Origin of the sequence: Pantoea sp. AG702 (assembly GCF_003182295.1) — a bacterium.
GTDB lineage: Bacteria > Pseudomonadota > Gammaproteobacteria > Enterobacterales > Enterobacteriaceae > Pantoea > Pantoea ananatis.
In genome coordinates this window covers 108140-134413 of record NZ_QGTU01000001.1, presented here as the reverse complement: position 1 = coordinate 134413, position 26274 = coordinate 108140, and the positions used below count along the sequence as shown (strand labels likewise).

The following is a 26274-nucleotide window of genomic DNA, read 5'->3' as shown; positions in this document are numbered from 1 at the left end:
TTAGTAGGTACGCGCTTTCGGCGGGAAGGCCGCACGCAGTTTCGGTTGCATGTTCACCTCACGGCGCGTCATGCTTTCCGTTTGCGGAACATAGAGGCTATGGCACAGCCAGTTGGCATCATCACGTTCCGGATAGTCGAAGCGGCTGTGTGCGCCACGGCTCTCAGTGCGGTAGTTGGCCGCCACTGCGGTGGCATAAGCGGTTTCCATCAGGTTATCCAGCTCAAGGCACTCAATACGCTGTGTATTGAAGTCAGGTGAGCGGTCATCCAGGCGCGCGGACTTCAGACGCTCACGGATCTCTTTCAGTTCAGCAAGCCCTTCACGCATCGCATCGCCTTCACGGAATACCGAGAAGTTGTTCTGCATGCAGCGTTGCAACGCCTTGCGGATTTCAACCGGATCTTCACCCGTGGTGTTATTTTCCCAGCGGTTGAAACGCGCCATCGCGGCATCAATGTTTTCCTGGCTGGCTTCACGCAGTTCACCCTGCTCTTCCAGACATTCAAGCAGATGCACGCCAGCCGCGCGACCGAAGACCACCAGGTCCAGCAGCGAGTTGCCACCCAGACGGTTCGCCCCGTGTACCGATACGCAGGCGATTTCACCCACCGCGAACAGGCCAGGAATCACTTCATCTTCACCCTGCTCATTCACACGCAGCGCCTGACCGGTGACTTTGGTTGGCACGCCGCCCATCATGTAGTGACAGGTTGGGATAACCGGAATCGGCTCTTTAATCGGGTCAACGTGAGCAAAGGTACGGGACAGCTCAAGGATGCCCGGCAGGCGCGATTCCAGCACTTCCGCACCCAGGTGATCGAGTTTCAGCTTGATGTGCGGCCCCCATGGACCGTCGCAACCACGACCTTCACGGATCTCCACCATCATCGAACGGGCCACAACGTCACGACCGGCAAGGTCTTTGGCGTTAGGCGCATAGCGCTCCATGAAACGCTCACCGTGTTTGTTTAGCAGATAACCGCCTTCACCACGACAGCCTTCGGTGACCAGTACGCCAGCACCGGCGATACCGGTTGGGTGGAACTGCCACATTTCCATATCCTGCACAGGCACGCCCGCGCGCAGCGCCATGCCAACACCGTCGCCGGTATTGATGTGGGCGTTCGTCGTGGACTGATAAATACGTCCTGCACCGCCCGTCGCCAGAATGGTGGCCTTGGCTTTGAAGTAAACCGTTTCGCCGGTTTCCATGCAGATTGCCGTACAGCCTACGATGGCACCGTCGTCATTTTTGACCAGATCCAGTGCATACCATTCGGAGAAGATAGTGGTTTTATTTTTCAGGTTCTGCTGGTACAGCGTATGCAGCAGTGCGTGGCCGGTACGGTCGGCCGCTGCGGCAGTACGCGCCGCCTGCTCACCGCCGAAGTTTTTCGACTGACCACCAAACGGACGCTGATAAACGCGGCCGTCATCAAGACGGGAGAAGGGCAAGCCCATGTGCTCCAGTTCCAGAATCGCTTCCGGACCGACGTGACACATGTATTCAATCGCGTCCTGGTCACCGATGTAGTCGGAACCTTTGACGGTGTCATACATATGCCATTCCCAGTTATCGTCATGGGTGTTACCCAGCGCAACGGTGATTCCGCCCTGCGCGGAGACCGTATGGGAACGGGTCGGGAAGACTTTGGACAACAGGGCACAGGTCTGGCCCGACTGGGAGATTTGCAACGCCGCGCGCATACCCGCGCCGCCTGCGCCGATCACCACGGCATCAAATTCTCTTACTGGTAAACTCATTTACACACCCCACACCACAACAAATCCATAAATTGCATATGACAACAGCGCCACTACGATGACCAACTGCAACAGCAGACGCGTTGCCAGCGGTTTAACGTAGTCCGTTAAGACCTGCCACATACCGATCCAGCCGTGGATCAGAATGGAAAACAGCGTCAGGAGCGTGAACACTTTTGTAAATGCAGAAGCGAAGAAGCCACGCCAGATGTCATACGTCAGCGTGTCTGTCATCACCACGAAACCGAGGAGATAGATGATGTAAAGCGTGATGAGGATTGCCGTCGCGCGCAGCAGCAGCCAGTCCTGAATGCCATTGCGACCCAACGCGGATGCATTGCTTACCATACGAGGACTCCTGCTAAAATTGAAAGCACGACAGTAATACCAAACGTCACCTGCGCAGAACGCTTACCTGCTTCGAGCGTTTCGGCCAGATAACCAAAATCCATTAACATATGACGTATCCCGCCCACTGCATGATAGGCCAGCGCAGTCAAAATGCCCCACATGATGAACTTCGCAAAGAAGCCATTCATGACAGATGCAGCGTGCTGGAAACCTTCAGGAGAAGAGAGGGAAAGACCGAGAAGCCATAACAGGATGCCGAGAGCAACCAGGGTGATGACGCCGGAGACGCGGTGAAGAATGGACGATATTGCAGTAACGGGAAACCGGATCGTCGAGAGATCCAAGTTGACAGGTCTTTGTTTTTTCACGGTTTTGCCCACACAGCTCTTTTTTATTTTGCTTCCTCCGGACATAAGACCTGAACCCTAAACGTGTTCAGACTTTATCCGTCACCAAAATAGCAACATCCAGTGTTAAATGACGTGTTACAAACGCTGGGTGGCTCCTGGTGTCAGGGTATTCCGGAGACCTGGCCGGAAGTATAGGACGATCACATTCTGATTACAATTCCCCTACAAACTCTTTGGAGAATTTTGGGTGGAACAGTGATCATTCTCACGTTTTTCACAATTCATACAAATTTAATTATCTGATTTGACAATAGTTCAACAATTCAGTTACAAACTATCCCGATAAAATCCTATGATGCACAAAAGTTATGGGGATACACTTTCTCCTAAGCTCAAGTTATGTAACATTGCCACTAACAGCTTTTAAAACCATCAGGTTATTGGTTACAAAGAAGTTATGTCCTGACCGGATCTTTAACAACCGCGATATGCACATGTCACGGCTTTACATTTCCTGTGGAACGCGCCTCTCACTCTGTACCCTTCACTGCTTATAATGCAGAGTGACATCGTGAAGTACTGCCTAAATGCAACATGCGCGCGTTTCAGGTGTCGAAAGATCCTTACCTGCCCAAGGCGCTATGGAGACGAAAATGACAGATAAAAAAGTGACGCTAACCCTACCCGACGAAAAGCCTATTGAACTGAAAGTGCTGCAAGGCACGCTGGGCCAGGATGTCGTCGATGTCCGCGAACTGGGTTCTAACGGCCTGTTTACCTTCGATCCTGGTTTCACGTCTACCGCGTCCTGCGAGTCAAAAATCACCTTTATCGATGGCGATGAAGGTATCCTGCTTCACCGTGGTTTTCCCATCGATCAGTTGGCCACCCACTCTAACTACCTGGAAGTGTGCTATATCCTGCTGAATGGTGAAGCCCCGACTCAGAAACAGTTTGAAGAGTTCAAAGTCACCGTTACCCGCCACACCATGATTCATGAGCAGATCACGCGTCTGTTCCACGGCTTCCGTCGCGACTCACATCCAATGGCTGTGATGTGCGGCGTGACTGGCGCCCTGGCCGCGTTTTATCACGACTCGCTGGATGTGAACATTGAGCGCCATCGTGAAATCGCCGCTTTCCGCCTGCTGTCTAAAATGCCTACCATGGCAGCGATGTGTTACAAGTATTCAATCGGCCAGCCGTTCGTTTATCCACGTAACGACCTTTCCTACGCCGGTAACTTCCTGCACATGATGTTTGCAACGCCTTGTGAAGAATACAAGGTCAACCCTGTGCTTGAACGCGCCATGGATCGCATTCTGATTCTGCATGCCGATCACGAGCAGAACGCCTCAACCTCAACCGTCCGTACGGCAGGTTCATCAGGCGCTAACCCGTTTGCCTGTATCGCGGCCGGTATCGCCTCCTTGTGGGGACCGGCGCACGGTGGCGCAAACGAAGCCTGTCTGCGCATGCTGGAAGAGATCAGCACCGTTGAACACATTCCAGAATTCGTACGTCGTGCAAAAGACAAAAACGACTCCTTCCGCCTGATGGGCTTTGGTCATCGCGTTTACAAAAACTATGACCCACGCGCAACCGTCATGCGTGAAACCTGTCATGAAGTGCTGAACGAGCTGGGCATGAAAGATGACCTGCTGGAAGTGGCGCTGGAGCTGGAACACATTGCGCTGAACGACCCGTACTTCATCGAGCGTAAACTCTATCCAAACGTGGACTTCTACTCCGGTATTATCCTGAAAGCCATGGGCATTCCGTCTTCCATGTTTACCGTGATTTTTGCCATGGCACGTACCGTTGGCTGGATCGCCCACTGGAAAGAGATGCACGACGAAGGCATGAAAATTGCCCGTCCGCGTCAGCTGTATACCGGTTATACCGAGCGCGACTTTACGTCACAGCTGGATAAATAAGCCTGTCGCCTGGGCGAATATCGCACCGGGCCATCGACGACAAAACGGCTATGCTGACAAGGCATAGCCGTTTTTTTTGCCCGAAGGATGCCGGTTCCGTTGAGGCCGGACAGGTTTAACCTTATCGCTAAAGATGCGGTCGGATCACGGCAAAATGTTACTTTTTCGCGGCTGTTTCGCCAGCCTGAGCCGCTCTGAATTTGCGCCACTCATCCCGCGTCACCTCCCAGAGCTCGGAGTCATGTTCGCCTGAAACATAGCGTTGCTTTCCCGTTCTGATACAACGCATACCGCTTTTAACCGAGATCGCGACCGACCGCACGTTTGCTGCGGCTTTGGGCGTTCTTAATACCGGTTTATTCAGCACATTGAACCAGTAATCGGTAACGGCATTGCTGGCCTCCGACATGTAACCCTGCCCCTGCCAGTGGGGTACTAACCAGAAGCCGCGATGGTTGTCCGGCGTGTCCATCAGGCTGATGACCCCGATCAGCATCGTCTCCGCTTCCCTGCGCCGTATCGTCCAGTACCAGCCTTTTCCCGCCTCAACAGCGGGTAATGCCACGTTCGCAACAAAGTCTCTGGCGGCCCCGTCCGGATAGGGCCAGGGCACCGAATCGATCAGGTAACGGACAATTTCCCATTGGGGAAACGCCACCTGAATCGCATCCGCGTCCTGCAGGGTGAGCGGTTTTAAAACCAGCCGTTCGGTCAGGATTTCAGGCGTCATGATGATCTCCCTGCAGCAGAAAACGGAATGATTAACGGAGCCTGCCCGTCAGGCCCGCCTGTCTTTTTATACCTGACAGCCCGGACACCAGTAAAATGGCCGTGAGGATAAAACGCCCTTCTCAATCACCGTGCCGCAGCGCCGACACGTCTTGCCCTGACGATGAAAGACTTCAAAACGAAAGGCAGCTTCGCTGTGATACTTTTTCATCGTGCCACGCATGCGGTAGGCATGACGCGGTACGGACAGCAGCGCGTCGCTGAAGGCGTCAAGCTGTGACTCGCTCAGTGACTGCGCGTTATGGTGTGGAAGCAGCTGTGCCAGCCAGAGGATCTCCACGCGCAGATAGTTGCCTAATCCGGCCAGAAACGCCTGGTCGAGTAATAAACCGCTGAACTGGCGACGGCGGAAGCGCGCTGAGAGCAGGCGCTGCTTTACCTCCTCCGGCGTCAGCGCGTGGCTTAACACATCAGGCCCAATGCGATTCAGGAACGGATGACTGGCCAGGGTTTCCGCATTCAGCAATTCAATATCCGAAGCGCTGTAAAGCAGGATGGCCTGGTCTGCCGTTGCCAGGCGCACACGTAACTGCCGTTTAGTCTCGGGCTGCACGTCTGGCGACACGATGCGCCAGACGCCGTAAAGTTGATTATGCGAATAGAGCGTCAGACCATTGCTGAAATGTGTCAGCAACGCTTTGCCGCGCGTTTCAATCGACTCTACCTTTTCCCCCACTAATGTGGGCTCGTAAGTTTTTAATGCAGGGAAAGCAAACCAGACGTCGGCCAAAGGCTGCCCGACAATGGCCATTTCAAGCTGATCCGCCACACGGCGAATCTCCGGTCCTTCTGGCATCTCTCGTCCTCTTAATGGGTTGCGCCACCCGCTTCCTTGAGATCGTTGGCGGTTTCCAGCGTGGTCTGCACCGCAATTTTCAGCGCCTCGATCACGGTTGCGGCGGGCATGCTGGGTGCGCCAGGATGGTGGACCGCCTGCTCTGGCAGGTAAGGGATATGAATAAATCCGCCACGCGCCGCGCTGTCATGCTGATGCAGCCAGTGCAGCAGACCATACATCACCCGGTTACAGGTAAAGGTGCCGGCGGTTTGCGACACCGAAGCCGGAATACCGGCTTTGCGCACGGCGGCCACAATGGCTTTGATCGGCAGGCGTGAAAAGTAAGCGGCCGGGCCATCCTGCGCAATCGGCTCATCCACGGGTTGATGGCCCGCGTTATCGGGAATGCGGGCGTCATCAACGTTAATGCCGATGCGCTCGACGGTGATATCGCTGCGCCCGCCCGCCTGCCCCACAGCAATAATGGCATCCGGCTTAATCTCTTCCAGCGCCTGATACAACACGTCCAGCACCTCGCTGAACACGACCGGCAGTTGGCGCGTCACGATACGTGCCCCGCCAATCTGCTGGCCTTCAAGCGCGCTGACCGCCTGCCACGAGGGATTAATGGATTCGCCACCAAAGGGCTCAAACGCCGTCATCAATACCGTTTTCATGCTGCCTCACAGAAACATCAGGAAATAGAGTAAAAACACGTTAACAATTAACAGTAGCACACCGGTTGGGACCTGAGCTTTGATGACCGCGTTACGATCCGGCAACTCCAGCAGCGCGGCGGGCACGATATTAAAGTTCGCGGCCATTGGTGTCATTAAGGTTCCGCAGTAGCCGGAAAACATGCCGATTGCCGCCATGACAGCCGGATTACCACCATGTTGTAGCACCAGAATGGGAATGCCCACACCGGCGGTAATAATCGGGAAAGCGGCAAAGGCGTTGCCCATGACCATAGTTAACAGCGCCATGCCAACAGCGTAAACGGTCACGGCAATAAAGCGGTTATCGACCGCCAGATAATGTTCGGTCAGATGCGAGATGGCGCCGCCCACGCCCGCAGCGGTGAACAACAGCCCCAGCGTGGCCAGAATTTGCGGTAGCAGGAAAGCCCAGCCCACACAATCCAGCAGACGCCGGGTTTCCTGCATCGACTGAACTGGCTTCTCATGCGTCAGTTTCATGGCGATTAGCCAGCCCAGCAGGCAGCCCACCGTCATGGAAAACAGCGTGACCAGGGTGGAATGATTGCCGGGTCCAAATACCCCGCTCTGCAAACCGGGAATATTATTAAAGGCCAGAACGCCAATCACCGTTACGACAGGAATCGCTAACGCAGGCAGAAAGAGTTTATTTTTAAGGCGTTGTGCGCTTGCCTCTTTTTCCTCTTCGCTACGTTGATGGTAGCGACCAAGCTTTACGCCACCACAGCCGGCAATTAAGCCCATCAGCACAACTGCCACGCCCACGGTAATATGCAGGGTGCGCGTGCCGCTCTGTGTAGATCCCATCAGCTGTGACATCAGCTGCGTTGTCCAGTCCCCCACCAAAAAAATCAGACCGTATAAGCCCCAAAACAGGCCGGTGGTAAAGCGACGTGGGTTCCCGCTGTCACGCCAGGATAAAAAAGCCACGACCAACAGAATCACGCCAGCCAGCCACATCAAATATTGTTGCTGGAACATTAGCGATCTCCTCTGGCGTTGATGGCCTGGCTGTTGATGGCACTCAGTTCACGCGCGAGCTGACGGTCCAGCCTTATCAGGCGCGCGGAGTGAATCAGAAAAGCCGCAATGGCCGTCGGAATGCCCCACAGCGCGATATGTAGCGGCTCGGTCTGAATACCGGCGGACTCCTGCATAAAGTTGTGCATAAAGATGATGGCGCCAAAGGCGACAAAGATATCTTCGCCAAAGAACAGGCCGACGTTATCCGTCGCAGCGGACATGGCTCGCAGGCGATGGCGAATCTCAGGCGACAGTTCACCGTAACGGCTTTCGCTGGCCCCTTCGGCCATCGGTGCCAGCAGCGGTCGCACCATTTGCGGGTGACCACCCAGGCTGGTCAGCCCCAGCGCCGCAGTGATCTCGCGTACAAACAGGTAGATGATGAGCAGTCGCCCTGCCGTCGCCGTTTTAATCTGTGCGATCCACGTCTGGGCGCGCTGTTTCAGACCATGGCGCTCCAGCAGGCCAATGACCGCCAGCGGCAACAGCAAAATAAGCGGCAGATTGCGGGTATTCAAGAAGCCCTCGCCCAGTTTTTGCAGAATATCGCCCAGCGGCATCATGGCGGCAATCCCGGTGACGAAGCCCGCGACAATCACCACCAGCACCGGATTAAAGCGTAAAACGAAGCCTGCGACGATGGCAGCAATGCCCAGTAGTGGCCAGAGATTCACTACGCTGTCCATATTTTCCCCTTGTGATAGACCAAAAAAAGCCTGAGCTTATCAGCCCGGCGGTGCTGTTTTATTGACTGGTTACAGCAATATTGTTATTCGCGAAGCTGGCACGTAATCGTTGAGCGAACTGCAGCGCGTGTGCGCCGTCACCATGCACGCAGACGGTCTGCGCGTTAACCGCTACCCACTCACCACTTACGCTTTTTACCCGCCCCTGCTGCACCATCATCAACGTCTGATCGATTGCCTGAGCTTCCTCTTCAATTAATGCGCCGGGTTGACCGCGGGGCACCAGAGCACCGCTGCTGAGATAACCGCGATCGGCAAAAACTTCCTCGCGGGTTTTCAGGCCATGGTGCGCCGCCGCACGAATCGATTCGCTGTTCGCCAGCCCCACGACGATCAGTCCGGCATCGACGGCCTTAACGGCACGCGCAATGGTGTCCGCCAGGCCCGCGTCGGCGGCAGCCTGGTTATACAACATCCCATGCGGCTTTACATGGACCAACGATTGCCCTTCGCTCTCCGCCAGGCTTTTCAATGCGCCGACCTGATAGATGATTTGTGCGTAAAGGGTTTCTGGCGGCAGTTGCATGGCGCTGCGGCCAAAGTTTTCACGGTCAGGGAAGCTGGGATGCGCACCAATCGCCACACCAAACGCTTTGGCCCAGCGAACGGACTGCAGCATCATTTCTGCATCGCCCGCGTGAAACCCGCAGGCGATATTGGCGGAGCTTACCAGTTGCAATAGCGCACGATCGCTACTGCCGCCCTCGCCCAAATCGGCGTTTAAATCAATTTTCATTAGCCAGTCCCCATGCCATTTGATCCAGGGCGAGCTGTTGCTGCCGCTTTGCCGCCTGCGCTTCCTGAGTCGTGCAGAGAATAAAATGGATCGGTTCCCCCAGACGGATCTGCGCCAGATGGTAGAGATCGCTCTCTATCACACAGGCGATGCGCGGATAGCCCCCGGTGGTTTGTGCATCCGCCAGCAATACAATGGGTTGTCCGTTTCCCGGCACCTGAATAACGCCGGGTACCAGTCCGTGAGATAACAGCTCGCGTGAGGCCTCACGCTGCAAGGTTGGCCCCTGCAAACGGTAGCCCATGCGGTTGCTTTGCGGATTGAGTGTCCATGCCGCTCGCCACAGCTTTTGCTGTGCCTCTTCACTAAACTCATGATATTCCGGCCCCGGCAGTGCCCTAATGCGATTGCCCCACAGCAACTGCTTTACCCCTTTCTTATGCGTAAAGGGCTGCCCCGATTTGCCCAGAGGAATACGATCGCCATCCTGCAACGTGCGCCCCTGGAAGCCGCCAAACCCGGCTTTGATATCTGTGCTGCATGAGCCCAGTACCTCTGGGACATCGAATCCTCCCTGTATCGCCAGATAACTGCGCATACCGTGAACCGGTTTCTTTAACACCAGCACCTGGCCTTTTTTAACCGGCAACCGCCAGCCGGTCCAGACGGGTTTCCCGTCCAGTTCGGCCTGACAGCCGGCGCCCGTCAAGGCGAACCAGCCATCGCGTCTGAACTCGGCTTTAAACTGGCCCAGGACAATTTCCAGAACGGCGCTGCCCGGCGGATTATCGACCAGTAAATTTGCCGTGATCATGGCAGGCTGATCCAGAACGCCACTGACACCGATACCGTACTGACGCCAGCGGTTGCGGCCCAGATCCTGAATGCTGGTGGCCAGCCCAGCCCGAAGAATTGTTAACATATACCTTCCTTTTGCGGCACAAACCGGACTTTGTCGCCGGGTTGCAGCAACGTCGGTGGCTGCTGTTGCGGAGTGAAAAGCGCCACCGGGGTTTGACCAATCAACTGCCAGCCGCCCGGAGAAGCCAGCGGATACACGCCCGTCTGGCTCCCGCCTATCCCCACCGAACCTGCCGGTACGGCTACGCGCGGTTCCGCGCGGCGCGGCATGTGCAGGCGGGGATCAAGCCCGGCCAGATAGGGGAATCCCGGCTGAAAACCAATAAAAAAGACGTCGTACTCGCTACTGCTGTGTAACTCGACCACCTGCTTTGCTGACAGTCCAGCATGATCGGCCACCTGAAGCAGATCGGGGCCTGCTTCACTGCCGTAGATAACCGGCACTTTTACCAGACGAGATCCGGTTGCCTGCGCTTTGCTTTCCAGCCACCACTGCTGAAGCTGCGCTGTGGCCTGCTGCGCGTCGGAGGGCGCCTCCTCCAGCAACAACGTGAGGTTGTTCATGCCGGGAATCACGTCCCGTATCGCGCCATGTGACTGTAAGCGCTCGCTCAACTGCCATATTCGCTGCTGACTGGTGAGGGAAACCGGCGGAGCCAGCTCCAGCACCACCGCGCGTTCGCCCAGCATGTAACATCGTGTTTCTTGCAACGCGCACCTCCCGGTTAAAAAAATGGTTGCGCTCAGGCAGTATGCTGGCGTCCAAAAGCAGGCACTGATGTTGCGGCCTTAGGAAGGTAGTTATGCGAAAGTGACAGAGACGTGTCAATAGATTTGGGTTCTGCCGCGTGATACAGAACCCAGAGGATCAGGCAGGATTGGGGATATCAATAAAGGTCACATCAAGGCCATGCTCTGCTGCCAGCCACTCGCCCAGCGCCTGAATGCCGCAGCGTTCGGTGGCATGATGACCCGCGGCAAAAAAGTGCAGACCCTGCTCACGTGCGCTGTGAATCGTCTGCTCTGACACTTCGCCAGTAATAAATGCGTCTACCCCAAAGCCAGCCGCAGCGTCGATAAATCCTTGTCCACCGCCGCTGCACCAGGCTACACGACGAATTGCAGCAGGTGCATTATCACCGCAGTGCAGCGGTTGACGCCCTAATACCTCGGTAATACGCTGTGCCAGCTGCTCACCGGTAATGGGCTGAGCGAACTCGCCCCACGGCACCAGCGGCATGATCTCGCCTACCACATCGATCCCCAACAGCCTGGCCAGTTGCGCGTTATTCCCTAACTGCGGGTGCGCATCGAGCGGCAGGTGCCAGCCATAGAGGTTAATATCGTTAGCCAACAGGGTGCGCAGCCGCTGGCGCTTCATCCCTTTAATGACCGCAGGCTCGCTTTTCCAGAAATAACCGTGATGGACCAGCACGGCATCGGCCCGGCGGGCCACCGCTTCATCCAGTAATGCCTGGCAGGCGGTCACGCCCGTAATCACCGTTTTTATCCTGGCGCGGCCTTCAACCTGAAGGCCGTTCGGTACATAGTCGCTGAAGGCAGCGGTATTGAGCTGCTGGTTGACGATTTTTTCTAACTCGTAGTGATTCATTTCTGCTCCTTGCCGCCTCAGGCCGCGTTCTTCGCGCGCTCAAAGGCGTCGAGTGTCTTTTTACGTGCGTCCTTATGTTCCACGATTGGCGCCGGATAATCGAGTTTCTTGTTATTTTTCTGCGCCCATTGGTGAGGCTGATGGATATCGCTGTCAGGCACCTCTTTCAACTCTGGCAGATAGCGGCGAATAAACTCCCCCTCTTTATCGAAGCGCTCGCCCTGCGTGGTCGGGTTGAAAATGCGGAAATAAGGCGCGGCATCGGTGCCGGTTGACGCCGCCCATTGCCAGCCGCCATTGTTGGCAGCCAGGTCGCCATCGATCAACTGCTGCATGAAGTACCGCTCGCCCTCTCGCCAGTCGATAAGCAGGTCTTTCACCAGAAAGCTGGCGGTAATCATGCGAAGTCGATTGTGCATCCAGCCGATGGTCTGCATCTGACGCATGGCGGCATCCACAATGGGATAACCGGTTTTCCCCGCCTTCCAGGCGTCGAAGTGCGCACTGTTACGTTGCCACGCCACGTTGCGTGTCCAGTGAACAAAAGGCTGATGTTTGCACAGGCGCGGATGTGCCACGATGAGGTGACGGTAAAATTCACGCCATATCAGTTCGTTGATCCATACGGCAGCCGGACTGCTCTCCAGCGCTTTAGGTTGTTCATGTAGGATTCGATGCAGGCATTGCCGTGGCGAGAGCACGCCGGTAGAGAGATAGACCGATAAACGACTGGTGCTGTCCAGCGCGGGCAAATCGCGCTGCTTTGCGTAATCGAGCACCGCCTGTTTGGCAAACTCACGTAACCGCTTAACGGCCGCCTGTTCACCGGGCGGAAACAGCGACGTGTCGATATCCGCTTTTGGATAATCAAAAGGCGGAAAGCTTTTTGGCTCTTTAAGCGGCGCACCTTCACGGGCTTTGGGAGCCGGCACACACTCGGGTAAACCCTGTTGTAGCCGCCGTAAGAAGGCCTTGCTGAACGGCGTAAACACTTTATACATCTCGCCATCGCCGGTTTGAATACTGCCCGGTGGCAGCAGCAGGCTGTCATCAAAGCCCTGGCAGACTACGTTCGCCTCATGCAGGCGTTTTTCTGCGCTGGCATCCCGTTCACGCTCATTGACTTCGTACTGGTAATTGTAGAAAAGCTTATCGACCTGCTGCTTTTGGCAGAAGCCGACCAGAAAATCGATGCTGGCCGCGAAATCATCACACTGATGAAAGTGAAGCGGAATGCCCCGCTCCGCGAGTGAGGACTGCAGCATATCCAGACTCTGATGAATAAATGCGACCTGGCGGGCCGCCATCTCATGTTGCTGCCACTGCCCGGGCGTTGCGATAAACAGCGCAATCACCCTGGCATCGGGTTGGGTGCACGCCGCGTGCAGCGCCAGATTATCGTTAATACGCAGGTCGTTTCGCAGCCAGACTAAATGCGTGGTCATAGTACTCCTGAATCATTGTCCGTATCGCAGGCGCAGGGCTTCGGGGTAAGGATCGAAGTAACGCTGCTGTGTCAGCCAGGGGTGCGGATATTCCGCCATATAGTGCTTAAGAATCGTAATGGGTGCTAACAGCGGTTGCGTTCCCTGCCGGTAGCAGTCAATCAGCGACGTCAGCTCTTTGCGCTGAGGAGAGCTTAACTGACTACGGAAATAACCCTGAACGTGCATCAAAACGTTAGTGTGATTCGTGCGGGACGCGGGCTGTGACATCAAATCCATCAGTCGGCTGCGGTATTCAAAGGCAAAAGCCTCCAACGATTCCCACTGGTTCATTGAGGCAACAAACGGCCCCAGCTCACGGTATTTCTTCTGAGAATGCGCCAACAGCAGCAGCTTGTAGCGGCTGTGAAAAGCCATCAGGTTGTGACGAGTCAGGCCCTGTTTCCACATCTGATTAAACTCATGCAGGGCACAAACCCGGCCAATAAAATTTTCGCGCAGGGTGGGATCGTTAAGGCGACCATCTTCTTCAAGCGGTAGCCAGGGCATTTCACGCTGCAAAAAGGCGGTAAAAATGCCGGTGCCTGCTTTGCGGTTATTGTTGGTGGCGGGTTCATAAATCCTGACCCGTTCCATGCCGCAGCTGGGTGATTTTGCGCACAGGATGTAGCCACAGAGATGATGAAGGGATTTAACGCGGTTTTCGGACCAGTCGCGCATTTTATCGGTGATGTCCTCTCCGCCCTCTTTACTGAAGCACAGGTGCAGAGCGTCATCATCGCCCATTTTAACGAGGCGTAAGGCCGGGCGAGGCGTAGGAAGGCCAATCGCCATTTCGGGGCAGACAGGTTCAAAACGTACAAAAGGGGTGAGTTGATCAGTAGCGAAAGCCAGGCGCTTATGGCCGCCATCAAATCTGACGCTCTCACCAAGCAGACAAGCGCTGATTCCAACCGGAATTTTCTCACTCATACTTGTACAACCTCCGAAAACTTGTAGAGGTTTAAGTGTAGCGCAAAATAGTGGGGAAATCAGCCTGCGGGGCTTTGCAGATGACGATAATGCTCAAAAAAAACCCGTTCCCCGTAATAAGATTCAGGGAACGGGCCAGAAATTCAGGGCTGAGGCGGTTTAATGCGGTCTGATTACCAAAAGACACCGGCAGCGGCTTCAGACTGTGCCAGCCAGACCGGCTTGGCGCTGGTTTTGCACCACACACGATGCAGATAGCTGTAAAAGCGGGCACGATCCTTGCGAAACAGCATGACCGGCAGAGCCAGCAGGCCCAACAGGATAACCAGCGTACGGCGCAAAATGATTTTATGACGAGAATAAGTCCGGTACATGGATTCCTCCTGACGAAAAGTCGGTTAAATGTGATCTGCATCCAATATTACGCCTGATTGTGTAATTTTACTACTCATCTGACCACTAAATTTGACGCTTTTTTGTACTGTTAATGACAATCTGAAAATTAGTTACATTTTGGTTAAATAATGGTTTTGACGATGATCTTTAGCGCGATTCGATGGCAACACGGACGAAAGGCTGAAAAGTTGATACAGTGTATTTTCCCTTTTCAGGCAATGGCAGGATTGGCGTGACCACGGTTTTAATCATTGAAGATGAGAAAGAAATTCGCCGCTTCGTGCGCATCGCGTTGGAAAGCGAAGGCCTGAAGGTTTTCGATGCCGAAACGCTACAACGTGGGTTGATTGAGGCGGCGACGCGAAAACCCGATCTGGTCATTCTCGATCTCGGCCTGCCCGATGGCGATGGCAAAACCTTTATTGGCGAGCTGCGTCAGTGGAGCACGCTGCCCGTGATTGTGCTGTCGGCCCGAATCGACGAACAGGATAAAATTGACGCGCTGGATGCAGGGGCCGACGATTACCTGACGAAACCCTTCGGTATTGGTGAACTGCTGGCACGCGTTCGCGTCGCCTTGCGCCGTCATGCCGGACAACATACCGATCCCAAGGTCAGCTTCGCCGACGTTACCGTGGATATTGCGGCCCGCAGAGTGCTGCGCGCTGGCGAGGAAGTGCACCTTACGCCGATAGAGTTTCGTTTGCTGACGACGCTGCTGAACAACGCGGGCAAAGTGCTGACCCAGCGGCAGCTGTTGAGCCAGGTGTGGGGACCAAACGCCGTTGAACACAGCCACTATCTGCGGATCTATATGGGGCACCTGCGGCAAAAGCTGGAGGCGAATCCTACCCAGCCGGTACATCTGCTCACGGAAACCGGCATCGGCTACCGGTTTATGCCATAAAAAAAAGCGCCACTAAGGCGCTTTTTTCATTTAACAGGCAAATCAGGCGTTTTTCAGCACTTCGCTGACAATCTCTACCGCTTCTTTTTCTATCTGCGCGCGGTGTTCTGCGCCGAGGAAACTTTCACAATAGATTTTGTATGCATCTTCGGTGCCTGAAGGACGGGCAGCAAACCAGCCGTTTTCCGTCATCACTTTCAGGCCGCCGATAGACGCGCCATTGCCCGGCGCAGCGGTCAGACGCGCGGTGATCGGATCGCCCGCCAGCGTGTCAGCACTCACCATTTCAGGTGACAGCTTAGACAGCGCCGCTTTCTGTGCGGAACTGGCTGACGCCTGCAGGCGATTGTAGCTGGGTGCACCGAAACGCGCGGCCAGCTCATCATAGTGCTCCTGCGGGTTCTTGCCGGTGACCGCGGTAATCTCCGCTGCCAGCAGACACATGATGATCCCGTCTTTATCGGTGGACCAGGGCGTACCGTCAAAGCGCAGGAATGAAGCGCCCGCACTCTCTTCCCCACCGAAGCCAAAGCTGCCGTCGAACAGGCCATCCACGAACCACTTAAAGCCCACCGGCACTTCCACCAGCTTGCGGCCGATGTCGTTAACGACGCGGTCAATCATGGCACTGGACACCAGGGTTTTCCCCACGGCAACGTCTTTGCCCCACTGTGGGCGATGCTGGAACAGATAGTTGATAGCAACGGCCAGATAGTGGTTCGGGTTCATCAGGCCGGCAGGCGTGACGATACCGTGGCGGTCGTAATCGGGATCGTTGCCAAACGCCAGGTCAAATTTGTCCTTGTAGGCCAGCAGGCCCGCCATGGCAGATTCGGACGAGCAGTCCATGCGCACCACGCCGTCTTTATCCAGATGCATAAAGCGGAACGTCTGATCAACGGCGTCATTCACCAGGGTCAGATCGAGTTTGTAGTGCTCAGCAATGCGCTGCCAGTAAGCGATGCCGGAACCGCCAAGCGGATCGACGCCGATTTTCAGGCCCGCTTTTTGAATCGCCGGGAAATCGATGATCTGTGAAAGGCCTTCAACATAAGGCTGGATCAAATCTTTCTCAACCACGTGACCGCTGGCCCAGGCCTGGTCCAGTGGCAGACGCTTCACGCCTTTCAGGCCCTCTTTCAACAGCTGATTCGCGCGATCTTCAACCACTTTGGTGACGTTGGTATCGGCAGGGCCACCGTTCGGCGGATTGTATTTAATCCCGCCGTCTTCAGGTGGGTTGTGCGAAGGCGTAATAACGATGCCATCCGCCAGCTGATCGCCCGATTTATTGTGCTCAAGGATGGCGTTTGAAATCGCCGGCGTTGGCGTATAGCCATTGTCCTGTTGAACAATCACGTCAACGCCGTTTGCGGCCAGCACTTCCAGCACGGACAACAGCGCAGGTTCAGAAAGCGCATGCGTATCTTTACCTACGTAGCACGGACCGGTAATCCCGTTCTTTTTACGCTCTTCGGCAATCGCCTGAGCTATCGCCAGGATGTGCTTTTCGTTAAAGCTGTGGCGTCCTGCGCTACCGCGATGGCCTGATGTGCCAAATTTCACCGCATGTTCTGGGTTAGCCACATCGGGCTGCAGGACATAATATTGTGAAGTTAATTGTGCAACGTTAATCAAATCGCTCTGCTGGGCAGGCTGCCCGGCACGGGGGTGATTGGCCATTGGCGCTTCTCCCTGACGCTTCAGTTTAAATGGTGCCGCAAACTTTCTCTGCCAGCTCCGACGGGAACTGCATCGACAGCATAATGTGTTCAACCATGCTGCGTTTGCGACCGGTATTGGTATTGGTAATAACCCAGTACGGCGTGCCGGGAACGTGCTTCGGCTTGGTATGGGTACCGCTTTGCAGCAACGTATGTTCATCGCCCGCGAAATAGATGCGCGTGCGGCCCTGCAGCGACGTTGTCGCCTCGGCAAACGCTGCGGTATCCAGACGATAGAGCGTTGACAAGATTAGCATAAAGCGGTTAACCGCCCGCTTCTGCTCCGCATATTCATCCGACAGCATTAGCTCACGCACCGCGCGAACACGATCCTGAGGACGCGATTCATTACCTGCCGACGGTGCCGCTTTAGACGGGGCCGGTGCGGAGACGGGCTGCGTGTCATTGACCGCCGCGGGCTGACCGGCAGTAAACTTCAGCATACGGCGCAGAATATCGGATGCACTTTCGCCAATGTGTTGCGTGTGGCTGGCAATATAACGGTAGAGCTCTTCGTCAACTTCGATCGTTTTCATCTTATTCCGTACGGTTTTTTTACTCACGACAGAACCCGCGATTTTCTGAATACCCCGAGCTGCTGATCGGCATTTCAAAAAGGAGGCAAGTTCTAACATGAAGATTATAAAGTTAAATTCAGACAGGCTGATAGCATTCAAACGGTTTATGGGCAAAAGTCAGAATATGTCCTAATGCCGCCGGAAGCAGCGCGCCTGAAAAGGTGAAACCATGATAACCTAAGCTCAGGTCTCACACTTAAGAACTTTGCTATGATTTTGAATGCGCGCCTGCAAACTGAACAATCTTCTTCTGATTCCACACCTGTCCTGCTGATTCATGGTCTGTTTGGCAGTCTTGATAACCTTGGCATTCTGGCCCGAGGGCTTAAAGACGATCGACCGCTTATTCAGGTTGATGTGCGCAACCACGGGCTATCGCCGCGCGCAGACCAGATGAACTACAGGGTGATGGCTCAGGACATGCTGGATACGCTGGATGCTCAGGGGATTGAGCGGATCGCGGTCATTGGTCATTCCATGGGCGGTAAGATCGCCATGACAATGAGCGCGCTGGCACCAGAACGTATCGAACAGATGGTGATGATCGACATCGCGCCCGTTGACTATCAGACACGTCGGCATGACGAGATTTTCGCCGCTATCCGGGCCGTCACGGCCGCTGGCGTCACCTTACGCACTGAAGCCGCAGAGATCATGCGCAACCACATTGATGAGGACGGCGTCATTCAGTTCATCCTGAAATCATTCAGTCAGGGCGAATGGCGCTTTAATGTCCCGGTGTTATGGGACAACTATGCGCTGATCTCCGGCTGGCAGGAGGTGCCTGCCTGGCCACATCCCGCGCTGTTTATTCGCGGTGGCGACTCACCTTATCTGGATAATCAGTATCGTGACGCGTTACTCAGGCAGTTCCCGGCCGCGCATGCACATGTGATAGGTGGTGCTGGTCACTGGGTCCATGCTGAAAAACCTGATGCCGTTTTACGCAGTATTCGACGCTTTTTTGCGCTTTAAAACATCTTAACTGGCTGTAAAAGTTTAAGATTGGCGTCCGCGGTTAGCCTGGAGTATGATGGCGCGCTAAATTTTTGCCGTAGGCGCGGTTGCCCGCGGGAAGAGTCAATACTTTAATCTGCGCAGCGGAAACTTCTCGTTCGCGCCCACTCAGTTGTACTAAGTCATGGCAAAAGAACACACTGACCGTACGACGCTCGATCTGTTCGCTAACGAGCGTCGCCCTGGTCGCCCAAAAACCAGTCCGCTTACGCGTGATGAACAACTGCGTATCAACAAACGCAATCAACTGAAACGCGACAAAGGGCGCGGACTTCGTCGTGTCGAACTCAAAATGAACAGTGAAGCCGTTGAAGCGCTGAATATGCTGGCTGAGCAGCGCAATCTCAGCCGCAGCGAATTAATTGAACAAATGCTGCTGGCACAACTCAAACTGGACTCACGCGGGTAAACCGCACACAGAAACAAATGTCGCGGCTTTACACATTCCGCCCTTTTGCACGGTCTGCTATCATTTGCTGAACAGGCTCCGGCATTCATTCTATCATCAGGATTTAAGAGGTTATTTTACCCATGGCAATCGTAGGCATCTTCTTTGGCAGCGATACCGGTAACACCGAAAACATTGCAAAAATGATCCAGAAACAACTGGGTAAAGACGTTGCAGAAGTTCACGACATCGCGAAAAGCACTAAAGAAGACTTAGAAGCCTTTGACATTCTGCTGCTGGGCATCCCCACCTGGTATTACGGTGAAGCCCAGTGCGACTGGGATGACTTCTTCCCGACGCTGGAAGAGATCGACTTTAACGGCAAGCTGGTTGCGCTGTTTGGCTGTGGCGATCAGGAAGATTACGCAGAGTACTTCTGTGATGCCATGGGAACCATTCGTGACATCATCGAACCTAACGGCGCCATCATCGTGGGCCACTGGCCGACCGAGGGTTACCACTTCGAAGCGTCAAAAGGCCTGGCTGATGACAACCACTTCCTGGGTCTGGCTATTGATGAAGATCGCCAGCCAGAGCTGACCAACGAACGCGTTGATAAATGGGTTAAGCAAATTTTTGATGAGCTGCAGCTCAAAGAAATCATTGAAGCCTGATCGCGCTGAGCTCAGTGTGGACGCAGGTTCACACTGGGCAAACGGCTTTTCCTATAAAAATAATAGCTACATTTTTGTAACTTTCCCCATTTAATCTGTAGAATACCCGCATCGATCATCTGCTTATTTCCCTGGAACTGAGATGACAAAACGCGAAATGCGACTCGTCCGCTTTCCATGCCATGCGCAGCGAACATCGCCGCTGGCGCATCGCAAGGACATCGGTTTTCATTTCAGCGCATCAGTTCTATAATGAGACGCAAATGAGAATGGCGGTCGATCGACATACAGGCTACGTGCCACAAGAGTGACTAAAGTAACAGGACAATATCCGCATGACTGACAACAATACCGCATTAAAGAAGGCTGGCCTGAAAGTCACATTGCCCAGACTCAAAATTCTGGAAGTGCTTCAGGAACCTGCATGCCATCACGTCAGCGCGGAAGATCTGTATAAACGCCTGATCGACATGGGCGAAGAGATTGGACTGGCCACGGTCTACCGTGTGCTTAACCAGTTCGACGATGCAGGCATCGTGACCCGCCACAACTTTGAAGGCGGTAAATCGGTGTTTGAGCTGACGCAGCAGCACCATCATGACCACCTGATCTGTCTGGATTGCGGTAAAGTGATTGAATTTAGTGACGAATCCATTGAGACGCGTCAACGTGAAATCGCGACCCGTCATGGTATTAAGCTCACCAACCACAGCCTGTACCTGTACGGCCACTGTGCACTGGGCGACTGCCGTGAAGACGAAACGCTGCACGACAAATAAGCGCTTTCGGGTATAAAGTAAAAAAGCCGATGTTCACATCGGCTTTTTTATTGCTGTCGCTCAGGTCACGAGCGTTTCCTGCAGGTAGCGCCAGCGTGGAACAGAGGTGGTGCAGTCCAGAATCGCCAGCGAAATACGGCTTTTATTTTCACCATTCATCATCTGCAGTTCGCGATACTGAATCGTCACTTCGTTCGCATGCTCAGAAAGAATTACATGCTCACTGGTCGCAATGCGCATCCCTTCCCTTGCCCCCTGCAGTCGTCGAAAAAGATCTTCAACCTGATCCAGATTCAGCTGTTTTCCCTGCGGCGTGACCATCTTAAAATCGGGATGAAAGTGCGAGAGCAGCAGATGAAAACTGTCGCCACCATCCCGACCATGATTAAAAATATGTTCAATAAGCTGATGTAACACGACAACGCTATGTTTGGCTTCCTGTGCAAAAAGTGTCATTTTTTCCTTTTAAACCCACAAACTGATACTTCAGAGGGTTAGCCTACCTGAAAAAAAAGAATTAACACTGGGAAATTTATTAAAAAAATTAAACTGAGAGCGGTTGCACAAAAATAAAATTAATACTCTGACTCTGCTCAGGAGAAACGTCGGTACTAAAAAAAATCGCCGCAATAAAAAAGGGCGATAAGTCGCCCTTTCGATTACTCTGCGGTCAACATCACAGAGAAATTATTCGCCGATTTTCGCCCAGGTATCGCGTAAACCTACCGTGCGGTTAAACACTAACTGTGAAGGGGTTGAATAAACGCTGTCGGCACAGAAGTAGCCTTCGCGCTCAAACTGGTAGGGCGCGCTGGCCACCGCATCACGCAGGCCGGGTTCAACGAAGCCCTGTTTGACTTCCAGCGAGTCGGGATTAATCGTGGTCAGGAAATCGTCTGCCGCGCCAGGATTGGGTACGCTAAACAGGCGATCGTAAAGACGGAACTCAGCGGGCAGCGCATGTTCAGCGGACACCCAGTGAATCACGCCTTTAACTTTACGGCCGTCAGCAGGATCTTTGCTCAGCGTATCCACATCACAGGTGCAGTAGATGCAGGTGATATTGCCTTCTTCATCTTTCGCGATGCGCTCGGCTCGGATCACGTACGCATTACGCAGGCGCACCTCTTTACCCAGCACCAGGCGTTTATACTGCTTGTTAGCTTCTTCACGGAAATCGGCCCGATCGATCCAGATTTCGCGGCTGAACGGCACGTCGCGCGTCCCCATCTCCGGTTTGTTAGGATGGTTCGGCATGCTAAGCACTTCGTTATGGCCTGCCGGCAGGTTTTCCAGCACCAGCTTCACCGGATCCAACACCGCCATCGCGCGTGGCGCATTTTCGTTGAGATCGTCGCGGATACAAGACTCCAGCGAGGCCATTTCAACAATGTTGTCCTGCTTGGTGATACCAATACGCCGGCAAAACTCACGGATTGAGGCCGCGGTATAACCACGGCGACGCAGGCCGGACACGGTTAACATACGGGGATCGTCCCAGCCTTCCACATGCTTCTCACTGACCAGCTGCGTGAGTTTGCGTTTTGACATCACCGCATATTCAAGATTCAGGCGCGAAAATTCGTACTGACGTGGATGAACCGGAATCGTGATGTTGTCCAGCACCCAGTCATACAGACGGCGGTTATCCTGGAACTCCAGTGTACAGAGTGAATGCGTAATGCCTTCCAGCGCATCGGAAATGCAGTGGGTAAAATCGTACATCGGGTAGATGCACCATTTGTTGCCGGTTTGATGATGCTCAGCAAACTTAATGCGGTACAGCACCGGGTCGCGCATAACGATAAAGCTGGAAGCCATATCAATTTTTGCACGCAGACAGGCTTTACCTTCTGCAAATTCACCGTTGCGCATTTTTTCAAACAGGGCAAGGTTCTCTTCCACGCTGCGATCGCGGTATGGGCTGTTTTTACCCGGCGCGGTTAACGTTCCCCGGTATTCACGAATTTCTTCAGGGGTCAGTTCATCAACATAGGCAAGTCCCTTTCCGATCAGTTCAACCGCATACTGGTAAAGCTGATCAAAATAGTCAGATGAATAACGAACGTCGCCACTCCACGAAAAACCCAACCACTGCACATCACGCTTGATGGACTCAACAAATTCCATATCCTCTTTAACCGGATTGGTATCGTCAAAACGCAGATTGCACTCGCCCTGATAGTCTTGTGCAATACCAAAATTCAGGCAGATTGATTTAGCATGACCGATGTGCAGATAACCATTTGGCTCTGGCGGGAAACGGGTATGCACACTGCTGTGCTTCCCGCTCGCCAAATCCTCGTCAATAATCTGACGAATAAAGTTAGTTGGGCGGGCTTCAGCCTCACTCATCTCAAAATCCTCAACGCGTAGAAAGGGTGGTTTATACCACGTAATATCCGGGTATGATCCACAAAGCGTTGCAGAGAAACAACCGTTTGTTGGGCGTTTAAAATAAAAAAGGCAGGAATCGCGTCCTGCCTTTTGTTGTTGATACAGCGAATTAGCCTTTAATTTCATACAGCGGGGTTTCACCCGCGATCACCTGGCCCTGCGTCAACAGCGTTAATCCTGCGAAGTCTTCAATATTGCTGACCACCACCGGACTTATCATCGAGCGGGCATGGGCGTTGAGATAGTCAAGATCCATCTCCAGCACCGGCTGACCTGCCGTGACCTGAGCGCCCTCTTCCACTAAACGGGTAAAGCCCTGACCGCCCAGCGCCACGGTATCCAGCCCCATGTGCACCACGATCTCCACCCCGTTTTCACTTTCCAGGCAGAACGCATGGTTAGTGTTAAAGATTTTCACCACGGTGCCCGCAATGGGGGCCACAACGCGCTTGTCGCTGGGTTTGATTGCCACACCGTCGCCGACCGCTTTACTGGCAAAGGCCTCATCCGGTACGGCATCCAGCGGCACAATTTCACCGCTCACGGGCGCCACTAAAGTCGCGATAACGCGTTTTTCACTGTTTAACACAGCCTGAGGTTTCACGTCGCTGGCCGCAGCGGGTGCGCTGGCGGTGCTGGCGGTAGCGGCTGCAACCGGGCCTTTCACCAACACTTTTTTCATGGCCATGGCGATACTTTCAGCCTGTGTGCCGACGATTATCTGAACGCTCTGCTTGTTCAGGCGGATGACACCTGAGGCACCCAGGCGTTTCGCCACGCCTTCATTAACCTGCCCGGCATCCTTCACATTCAGACGCAGACGCGTAATGCAGGCATCGATCGCGGTTAAGTTGTCTGAACCGCCCACCGCGCCAATGTAACGACGCGCCAGAGATTCGGTCGCGCTCTCACCGTTGTCGGTAGTATCCACATTCACGTCATAACCATCGGTTTCATCGCCAGCAACCGCCAGTTCACGGCCCGGCGTCATCAGGTTGAATTTTTTGATGGTGAAACGGAACACAACATAGTAGATAACGAAGAACACCAGCCCTTGCGGAATCAGCATGTACCAGTGCGTCGCCAGGGGGTTGCGGGATGAGAGCACCATGTCCACCAGCCCCGCGCTGAAACCAAAGCCGGCAATCCAATGCATGCTGGCAGCAATAAACACAGACAGACCGGTCAACACAGCATGGATGACATAGAGTACCGGTGCCACGAACATAAAGGAAAATTCCAGTGGTTCGGTAATGCCGGTAAAGAAGGCTGCAAAAGCCGCCGCCAACATGATCCCGCCGACCTTCGCCCGATTTTCAGGACGAGCACAATGGTAAATCGCCAGCGCTGCGCCGGGTAAACCGAACATCATGATAGGGAAGAAGCCCGCCTGATAACGGCCCGTGATGCCCGGAATAGCGGTGCCATTCGCCAGCGACTGCGCACCGCCGAGGAATTTAGGAATGTCGTTGATGCCCGCGACGTCGAACCAGAACACGGAGTTCAGCGCATGATGTAAGCCTACCGGAATAAGCAATCGGTTGAAGAAGGCATAGACGCCAGCCCCTACCGATCCCAGCTTCTGGATATGCTCACCAAAGCTCACCAGACCATTAAAGATGACTGGCCAGATATACATCAGGATGAACGCGACCAGAATCATCAGGAAGGAGACCAGAATCGGGACCAGACGACGGCCGCTGAAGAAAGAGAACGCTTTGGGCAGTTCAACATGGCTAAAGCGGTTGTAGACTTCGGCTGACAGAACCCCAACCAGAATACCGACAAACTGATTGCTGATTTTCCCAAAGGCCGCAGGGACGTCAGCCACCGGTATTTTCTGAATCATCGCTACGGCGGCAGGCGAACACAACGTCGTCACGACCAGGAAACCAACAAAGCCGGTGAGTGCGGCCGCGCCGTCTTTATCTTTTGACATACCGTACGCCACGCCAATCGCGAATAGCACCGACATGTTTTCAATGATCGCGCCACCGGATTTAATCAGCAAGGCGGCAAAGGCATTGCCCGCGCCCCAGCTGTCCGGATCGATCCAGTAGCCGATCCCCATAAGTATTGCAGCAGCAGGCAAAGTGGCGACCGGCACCATCAGCGCCCGTCCCACTCGTTGTAAATAACTTAACATTGACCCTTCCCCCTATGAACTGACTCTGTAGCTATGCTGCCGCTTAATGTTGTTATGTCAGCAGCAAGCCTCTTACGGCATTACACTCAATGCTGTGGAGTGTAATAACAATTTAATTCGCTTCACAAATTAATAGCTACTATCTGTGACAATTATCACCATAAATCGATTTTTAAGGTCACTCTCACTGGCTATAAAGGCAAACTTATTTTATGATGCGAAATATCAAGATGTGCGCTTTCTAACACCCTTTGCGCCTGCCACTTCAGGCCTGACCCGCGTATTAGCTGCACGTCTAACCGTTAACTCACATTCGAGGTGCAATATGAGACTGATTCCGTTATCCACCCCAACTCAGGTCGGCAAATGGGCGGCACGCCATATCGTCAATCGCATCAATGCGTTTAATCCCCGTGCTGACAAGCCTTTTATCCTGGGACTGCCCACGGGCGGAACGCCGCTGGAAGCCTATAAACACCTGATTGACATGCACAAAGCGGGCCAGGTCAGCTTTAAACATGTCGTGACCTTTAACATGGACGAATACGTTGGCTTGCCGAAAGAGCATCCGGAAAGCTATCACAGCTTTATGTACCGCAATTTCTTCGACCACGTTGATATCCAACCAGAAAATATCAATTTACTGAATGGTAATGCGCCAGATATTGACGCAGAATGTCGCCGTTATGAAGATAAAATTCGGACACTGGGTAAAATTCACCTGTTTATGGGCGGCGTTGGTAACGATGGGCATATCGCGTTTAATGAACCCGCCTCCTCTCTGTCTTCACGCACCCGGATTAAAACCCTGACGCACGACACGCGCGTAGCGAACTCGCGTTTTTTCAACGGTGATGTGGATCAGGTACCCAAATACGCGCTGACAGTCGGCGTTGGTACGCTGCTGGATGCCGAAGAAGTCATGATCCTGGTCACCGGGCACGTAAAAGCCCAGGCGTTGCAGGCTGCTGTTGAAGGGAACGTGAACCATATGTGGACGATTAGCTGCCTGCAGCTTCATCCTAAATCCGTGGTGGTCTGTGATGAGCCTGCCACCATGGAGCTAAAAGTCAAAACGGTGAAATACTTCCGTGAAATGGAAGCGGAAAATATGCAGGGCGTTTAACACAATCATTTCGTCACCTGCGGTTAGACGCGTTAACGGCAGGCAAGCCGGGAGAA

General features: G+C 53.9%; 27 protein-coding genes. 7 read left to right on the top strand and 20 right to left on the bottom strand.

Annotated elements, in window-relative coordinates; all coding sequences use genetic code 11:
• The 3 genes from sdhA to sdhC are packed head-to-tail and all read right to left on the bottom strand — an operon-like array spanning position 1 to position 2531.
• Positions 1-1767 carry a succinate dehydrogenase flavoprotein subunit gene (sdhA, locus tag DFO57_RS00660; RefSeq protein ID WP_013025061.1) on the bottom strand — a complete coding sequence of 589 codons (1767 nt, stop codon included), beginning with the start codon at positions 1765-1767 and terminating at the stop codon, positions 1-3.
• Entirely contained in the window at positions 1768-2115 is a 348-nt protein-coding gene (gene sdhD / locus DFO57_RS00655) for a succinate dehydrogenase membrane anchor subunit (protein ID WP_013025060.1), read from the bottom strand. It abuts the gene before it with no gap.
• A complete protein-coding gene (gene sdhC / locus DFO57_RS00650) occupies positions 2109-2531 on the bottom strand; it encodes a succinate dehydrogenase cytochrome b556 subunit (protein ID WP_013025059.1) in 423 nt (140 codons plus the stop codon). Before sdhC ends, sdhD begins: the two co-directional genes overlap by 7 nt.
• A gap of 590 nt (positions 2532-3121) precedes the next feature.
• On the opposite strand from sdhC, the gene DFO57_RS00645 reads away from it, so the two are divergent.
• On the top strand, positions 3122-4405 hold the full coding sequence (locus DFO57_RS00645) for a citrate synthase (protein WP_014606294.1): 1284 nt from the start codon (positions 3122-3124) through the stop codon (positions 4403-4405).
• Positions 4406-4562: 157 nt separating this feature from the next.
• Here the strand turns inward: DFO57_RS00645 and DFO57_RS00640 are convergent, their stop codons facing one another.
• From DFO57_RS00640 to DFO57_RS00585, 12 genes are all read right to left on the bottom strand, one after another.
• Positions 4563-5135, bottom strand: a complete 573-nt coding sequence (locus DFO57_RS00640) for a GNAT family N-acetyltransferase (RefSeq protein ID WP_014593193.1) — start codon at positions 5133-5135, stop codon at positions 4563-4565.
• Positions 5136-5201: 66 nt separating this feature from the next.
• Entirely contained in the window at positions 5202-5990 is a 789-nt protein-coding gene (gene nei / locus DFO57_RS00635) for an endonuclease VIII (RefSeq protein ID WP_014593192.1), read from the bottom strand.
• Between the two features lie 11 nt (positions 5991-6001).
• Positions 6002-6649, bottom strand: coding sequence for a pyroglutamyl-peptidase I (gene pcp / locus DFO57_RS00630; protein WP_014593191.1), 648 nt, complete (start codon positions 6647-6649; stop codon positions 6002-6004).
• 6 nt (positions 6650-6655) lie between these two features.
• On the bottom strand, positions 6656-7672 hold the full coding sequence (locus DFO57_RS00625; protein ID WP_014606296.1) for a DUF979 domain-containing protein: 1017 nt from the start codon (positions 7670-7672) through the stop codon (positions 6656-6658).
• A complete protein-coding gene (locus tag DFO57_RS00620) occupies positions 7672-8400 on the bottom strand; it encodes a DUF969 domain-containing protein (RefSeq protein WP_013025053.1) in 729 nt (242 codons plus the stop codon). The genes DFO57_RS00625 and DFO57_RS00620 overlap by 1 nt, the downstream gene beginning before the upstream one ends.
• Before the next feature lie 58 nt (positions 8401-8458).
• Positions 8459-9196, bottom strand: coding sequence for a 5-oxoprolinase subunit PxpA (gene pxpA, locus DFO57_RS00615; RefSeq protein ID WP_014606297.1), 738 nt, complete (start codon positions 9194-9196; stop codon positions 8459-8461).
• Positions 9186-10118, bottom strand: coding sequence for a 5-oxoprolinase subunit PxpC (gene pxpC, locus DFO57_RS00610; protein WP_110014979.1), 933 nt, complete (start codon positions 10116-10118; stop codon positions 9186-9188). Before pxpC ends, pxpA begins: the two co-directional genes overlap by 11 nt.
• Positions 10112-10768 (bottom strand): 5-oxoprolinase subunit PxpB, encoded by a 657-nt coding sequence (pxpB, locus tag DFO57_RS00605; RefSeq protein ID WP_110014978.1) that lies wholly within the window; start codon positions 10766-10768, stop codon positions 10112-10114. The genes pxpC and pxpB overlap by 7 nt, the downstream gene beginning before the upstream one ends.
• Before the next feature lie 157 nt (positions 10769-10925).
• Positions 10926-11669, bottom strand: coding sequence for a type 2 GTP cyclohydrolase I (locus DFO57_RS00600; protein ID WP_078828546.1), 744 nt, complete (start codon positions 11667-11669; stop codon positions 10926-10928).
• Positions 11670-11686: 17 nt separating this feature from the next.
• Entirely contained in the window at positions 11687-13114 is a 1428-nt protein-coding gene (phrB, locus tag DFO57_RS00595) for a deoxyribodipyrimidine photo-lyase (protein ID WP_072137877.1), read from the bottom strand.
• Positions 13115-13126: 12 nt separating this feature from the next.
• Positions 13127-14086, bottom strand: a complete 960-nt coding sequence (locus DFO57_RS00590) for a 2-thiouracil desulfurase family protein (protein WP_110014977.1) — start codon at positions 14084-14086, stop codon at positions 13127-13129.
• Between the two features lie 173 nt (positions 14087-14259).
• Entirely contained in the window at positions 14260-14460 is a 201-nt protein-coding gene (locus tag DFO57_RS00585; protein WP_014593185.1) for a DUF2517 family protein, read from the bottom strand.
• Between the two features lie 254 nt (positions 14461-14714).
• On the opposite strand from DFO57_RS00585, the gene kdpE reads away from it, so the two are divergent.
• Positions 14715-15389: a two-component system response regulator KdpE gene (gene kdpE / locus DFO57_RS00580; RefSeq protein ID WP_014606301.1), complete on the top strand. Its 675-nt coding sequence runs from the start codon at positions 14715-14717 to the stop codon at positions 15387-15389.
• Between the two features lie 42 nt (positions 15390-15431).
• On the opposite strand, the gene pgm is transcribed toward kdpE, so the two are convergent.
• Entirely contained in the window at positions 15432-17072 is a 1641-nt protein-coding gene (gene pgm, locus DFO57_RS00575) for a phosphoglucomutase (alpha-D-glucose-1,6-bisphosphate-dependent) (RefSeq protein WP_013025044.1), read from the bottom strand.
• Between the two features lie 25 nt (positions 17073-17097).
• Positions 17098-17649 (bottom strand): replication initiation negative regulator SeqA, encoded by a 552-nt coding sequence (gene seqA / locus DFO57_RS00570; protein ID WP_019104980.1) that lies wholly within the window; start codon positions 17647-17649, stop codon positions 17098-17100.
• Positions 17650-17901: 252 nt separating this feature from the next.
• Here seqA and ybfF point away from each other — a divergent pair, with 252 nt between their 5' ends.
• The 4 genes from ybfF (at position 17902) to fur (ending at position 20549) form a co-directional block, all read left to right on the top strand.
• Positions 17902-18666, top strand: coding sequence for an esterase (gene ybfF / locus DFO57_RS00565; RefSeq protein ID WP_072137876.1), 765 nt, complete (start codon positions 17902-17904; stop codon positions 18664-18666).
• Between the two features lie 166 nt (positions 18667-18832).
• Entirely contained in the window at positions 18833-19117 is a 285-nt protein-coding gene (gene ybfE, locus DFO57_RS00560) for a LexA regulated protein (protein WP_013025041.1), read from the top strand.
• A gap of 122 nt (positions 19118-19239) precedes the next feature.
• The gene (gene fldA / locus DFO57_RS00555; RefSeq protein ID WP_006118431.1) at positions 19240-19770 is read left to right on the top strand and encodes a flavodoxin FldA; all 531 of its coding nucleotides are present in this window, start codon (positions 19240-19242) and stop codon (positions 19768-19770) included.
• A gap of 335 nt (positions 19771-20105) precedes the next feature.
• Positions 20106-20549 carry a ferric iron uptake transcriptional regulator gene (gene fur / locus DFO57_RS00550; protein WP_013025040.1) on the top strand — a complete coding sequence of 148 codons (444 nt, stop codon included), beginning with the start codon at positions 20106-20108 and terminating at the stop codon, positions 20547-20549.
• Positions 20550-20609: 60 nt separating this feature from the next.
• Here the strand turns inward: fur and DFO57_RS00545 are convergent, their stop codons facing one another.
• The 3 genes from DFO57_RS00545 to nagE form a co-directional block, all read right to left on the bottom strand.
• Positions 20610-21005 carry a hypothetical protein gene (locus DFO57_RS00545; RefSeq protein WP_013025039.1) on the bottom strand — a complete coding sequence of 132 codons (396 nt, stop codon included), beginning with the start codon at positions 21003-21005 and terminating at the stop codon, positions 20610-20612.
• Positions 21006-21236: 231 nt separating this feature from the next.
• Positions 21237-22904, bottom strand: a complete 1668-nt coding sequence (glnS, locus tag DFO57_RS00540; RefSeq protein WP_014606305.1) for a glutamine--tRNA ligase — start codon at positions 22902-22904, stop codon at positions 21237-21239.
• A gap of 151 nt (positions 22905-23055) precedes the next feature.
• Entirely contained in the window at positions 23056-25092 is a 2037-nt protein-coding gene (gene nagE / locus DFO57_RS00535; RefSeq protein ID WP_014593180.1) for an N-acetylglucosamine-specific PTS transporter subunit IIBC, read from the bottom strand.
• 325 nt (positions 25093-25417) lie between these two features.
• On the opposite strand from nagE, the gene nagB reads away from it, so the two are divergent.
• Positions 25418-26218: a glucosamine-6-phosphate deaminase gene (nagB, locus tag DFO57_RS00530; protein WP_014593179.1), complete on the top strand. Its 801-nt coding sequence runs from the start codon at positions 25418-25420 to the stop codon at positions 26216-26218.
• Positions 26219-26274: the final 56 nt, after the last annotated feature.